Raw genomic sequence first — 2312 nt, 5'->3', positions numbered from 1 at the left:
ATGTGGATCATGGGGTCGCGGTCCCAGCCGCCGGCCTCGAGCAACAGCACCGAGCATCCCGGATCGGCGCTCAGCCGGTTGGCGAGCACGCAGCCGGCCGATCCGGCCCCAACGATGACGTAATCATAAGTTTGCGCGTGCTGCATGATGCGTTTCATTGCCTTCGTCCGGCGCCCGGGGCGCCAGTGAACTGTTGAAACCGAGCCTGGAAATCCCGGCACGGGCCGAGATCGCCTAGTCATTCCACAAGGCGGCCGGCACTAGAGCAGGCCAGCCTCTCTCAGGCGCTGCGACCAGTGGTTCCACCCGCGGTCGATCTGGGCGCCGACGAGCTTTCCCGCCGTCTTGATCTCGCCCGGCGACAGATACTTGATCTTGCCGATCTGCAGGCCGGCCGTAAGCGCCTTCGCTTCCTGCTCGAGATAGAAGGCGCGGAAGACGACCTCGCGCACGGAGTTGCCGACATTGACGACGCCGTGACGCGCCATGAGGACCACGGTGCTGCCGCCGAGGCTTTCGGCAATATCCGCGCAGACATCGGGGCTGCCGCCGAAGAGGTCCGTCTCGTCGCCGTGCTTGTCGCGGATCTCGTAGACCGGGACGGACTCGCCGATGAAGGCCCCCATATGGGTGACCGGCCGCAGCGGCGTGTCGACGAAGCAATAGGGCAAGACGGCCGGCGAGTGGGTGTGGAGCACGCACTGGACGTCCGGCCGCGCCTTGTAGATTTCGCTATGAATATAGCGCTCCAGATAGGAGGGGCGGTTATCCGACGTCTCGCCGCTGAGATTGAAACGCTGGATGTCGTCCACGGTTATCAGGCTCGGCGCGAGCTTCTGACCCAGAAAGAAGCTTTCGGGGTCCTCGGGGTCGCGGACGCTGATATGCCCGAACGTGTCCATGATGCCTTCGTGCAGAAGTATCTTCGTCGCCGTGACCAGTTCTTCGAAGACCTTCTGGCGCACGGGGTTGTTGTCTTTCATTCCAATTCTCCCATTACGCGGCGATGGCGGCCATTTTTATTCTTGTTGTCGGCCGCCCGCGCCACGGTTTCACTTGTTCTCGTAGATACCGACGATCCGGTTCTGCTCGATGATGTTCCCGGCATATTTCTGCAGGAACTCTTCCCTGGTGGGGGTGCCTTCGACCTTCGTGTCGAGCGCATAGATCCAGAAGTAGTAGTGATGCTCGCCATGGCCGGCGGGCGGCTGCGGCCCGTAATACTGCTTGTCGCCTGCGCCGTTGGGTCCGACGCGGAACTTTTCCTGCGCGTCCGAAAGATCGGTGGTCGAGGGATCGATGCCGTAGACGACCCAATGCGTGAAACCATTGGCCAGGGGCGCGTCCGGATCATGACAGATCAGCGCCAGTTCCTTTGTTCCTGCAGGAACCCCGCTGATGCTGAGCCTGGGCAGCACGTTGCCCTTGTCGCCTGCGTGTTCGTCGCGCAGTCTTCCGAGCGGCTGGAAATCCGCCGACGTAATCTTGAGGTCCTTGATGTTCAGGGGCATTTAATCTCGTCCTTCAGCAATTCGATCGAACTAGACGCCGGCCTTGAGGTCGGCGACGGATTTGCCCCCGACGCGCTGATGCACGCGCGGGCCCGATGCGACCGCAACGCAGATCAAGAGCTCGTCCGGGCGCGGCGCGTCCGGCACCGAAAAAGTCACGGCGTCGTAGTGGGAACGGATGTAGAGCTCGTCCTTGTGGGCAAGCGGAATATCGATGGTGGTGCCGGCAACGGCGACCTTGCTGACCGACGAGATCCAGGCTTTGCCGCCGCCGACCTGCAGGCGCAGCGGATCGCCGAACACGGTGGTGATGCAGGCGACCACATGCTCCTGCTCGCCGGCCGTGCCCGCGATACCGCCCTTGCCATAGCTCTCGACCGGCCTGTTGCCGAGCAGCGCCACGGCGCGTTCGCCCAGCGCATGGCCGATAGCCGAACTCGGATTGGTCAGATCGGACAATTCGGCGACGTACTTTCCGGCGAACGGATTGCGTATGACAACCCCAGTCGCGACCTTGACGAGGGTCTCGCCAGGCGTGCCGCCGTCATGCCGGCTTTCCTGGACCGAGGCGTACCATCCCCTGACATCGTAATCGCGCTCGACTTCACTGGAATAATTCATCTCTATCTCCTGAAGGGAGCGCGCATCTTTCGCGCGCCCCGATTAATTCTTTGACCGGTCCGCCCGAGCCCTATTGCGGCCATGAGTAGACACGGCGCAGCGGGTCGAAGCGCGCCGCTTCGAGCGCGGCCGCCGCGAACATGTTTCCCTTGGAAAGCGAGCGGTTCGCCGCATAGTCGC

At 62.7% G+C, this 2312-nt stretch carries 4 protein-coding genes; all 4 read right to left on the bottom strand.

Annotated features, from left to right (window positions below; genetic code table 11):
* On the bottom strand, nt 1–146 hold a 146-nt coding region (locus EOA28_RS32795), incomplete at its 3' end, for a lycopene cyclase family protein (RefSeq protein WP_148671008.1).
* Between the two features lie 114 nt (nt 147–260).
* On the bottom strand, nt 261–983 hold the full coding sequence (locus tag EOA28_RS32790; RefSeq protein ID WP_127386090.1) for a class II aldolase/adducin family protein: 723 nt from the start codon (nt 981–983) through the stop codon (nt 261–263).
* A gap of 69 nt (nt 984–1052) precedes the next feature.
* Nucleotides 1053–1511, bottom strand: coding sequence for a YbhB/YbcL family Raf kinase inhibitor-like protein (locus EOA28_RS32785; RefSeq protein ID WP_127252279.1), 459 nt, complete (start codon nt 1509–1511; stop codon nt 1053–1055).
* Nucleotides 1512–1541: 30 nt separating this feature from the next.
* Complete coding sequence (locus EOA28_RS32780; protein WP_127252280.1) at nt 1542–2132, bottom strand: amino acid synthesis family protein; 591 nt, start codon at nt 2130–2132, stop codon at nt 1542–1544.
* Nucleotides 2133–2312 lie beyond the last annotated feature (180 nt).

Origin of the sequence: Mesorhizobium sp. M2A.F.Ca.ET.067.02.1.1, assembly GCF_004023285.1 — a bacterium.
Taxonomy (GTDB): Bacteria; Pseudomonadota; Alphaproteobacteria; order Rhizobiales; family Rhizobiaceae; genus Mesorhizobium.
This window is presented reverse-complemented; position numbering and strand designations above follow the sequence as displayed.